Below are 1435 nucleotides of genomic sequence, written 5' to 3'. Positions count from 1 at the left end.
GGCGCGCCGCCGGGTGGGGGCCCCCCGCCCCGGGCCCGGCGCGGGGGGGGGGGGGGGCCCCGGGCGGGGGGGGGGGCAGCCGGCGGCGGGCCCGCTGGACGCGGCGGAGCTCCGGGCGGTCCGCGACCACCTCGAAGCGGTGCTCCCCGCTCACCTCGTGCCCACCGCGCTGCTTCCCGTCGACGCGCTGCCGGTGACCCGCAACGGCAAGCTCGACCGGGCCGCGCTGCCCGCGCCCGAGCTCGCCGAAGCCGCCGAGCAGGTGGCCGCGAGCACCGATGACGAGCGGCTGCTCGCCGGGCTGTTCGCCGAGTTGCTGCACCTGCCCGAGGTCGGCACCACCGACAGCTTCTTCGCCCTGGGCGGGGACAGCATCCTCTCCATCCACCTGGTGGGGGCCGCGCGCCGGGCGGGCCTGCGGTTCACCCCGCAGGACGTGTTCCGCCAGCGCACCGTGCGCGGCCTGCTGACGGTGGCCGAGCACGCCCCGGACGGGCCGGACACCGCGCCCGCCGGCGAAGCGCCCTCCGTGCCGGCCGTCGGCACGGCGTGGCCCGTCACCCCGCTCCAGGAAGGGCTGCTGTTCCTGTCCCGCTACGACGAGAGCGCGCTCGACCTCTACCACGTCCAGGTCACCCTGCATCTGGCCGGCGCGCTCGACGCCGCCGCGCTGCAAGCGGCCCTGCACCGTGTCGTCGAGCGCCACGCCCCGCTGCGGACGGCGTTCATGCCGGCTGCCGACGGCCCCGCCGCGTACGGCACGGACCTCGCCGGCGACGTGTCGGGTACGGGGCCGAGTTGGGTGCAGCGGGCGGCCGAGCATGCGGCGGTCCAGCTCACCGAGCGCGACCTGCGCCGGCACACCCGCCGCGAACGGCAGCGGCGGGCCCGCCGCGCCGCCGAGGACGACCGGCTGCGCCGCTTCGACCTGGCCGCCCCGCCGCTGCTGCGCTGCACCCTGATCCGACTGGACGACACCACCAGCGAACTCGTCCTCACCGGCCACCACCTGGTGCTCGACGGCTGGTCGATGCCGCTGCTGGTACGGGAGTTGCTCCGCTCCTACGCCCGGGAGCGGGCCGACAGCGCGCCGGCGGCCGGCCCTGAGGACGCGAACGAGGACGCGAACGGGGACGCGAAGGTGAACGGGGACGTGAGCGGGGCCGGGGCCGCGGTGCCGCCGGAGCTCGCGCCGGCCCCGCACTACCCGCACTATCTGCACTGGCTCGCCGGGCAGGACCGGGCCGCGGCCGGCGCCGCCTGGCGCACGGCGCTGGCCGGCTGCACCGAACCCACCCTGCTGGCGCCCGCCGCGGCCGGCCGGGTGGCGGGGGGGCCCCCGGGGGGGGGGGCGCGGGGGCGGGCGGGGGGCGGGGCGGGGGGGGGGGGGGCGGCCGCCCCGCGGGGGGGGGGGCCCGCCGGGGTGGGGGGGGGG

At 80.0% G+C, this 1435-nt stretch carries 1 protein-coding gene; it reads left to right on the top strand.

Annotated features, from left to right (window positions below; all coding sequences use genetic code 11):
- A partial coding sequence (locus tag AAHZ94_RS34055; protein WP_349997553.1) for a condensation domain-containing protein occupies nucleotides 1-1435 on the top strand: 1435 nt, incomplete at both ends.

Source organism: Streptomyces sp. HSW2009 (genome assembly GCF_040240285.1).
Taxonomy (GTDB): domain Bacteria; phylum Actinomycetota; class Actinomycetes; order Streptomycetales; family Streptomycetaceae; genus Streptomyces.
This window is presented reverse-complemented; position numbering and strand designations above follow the sequence as displayed.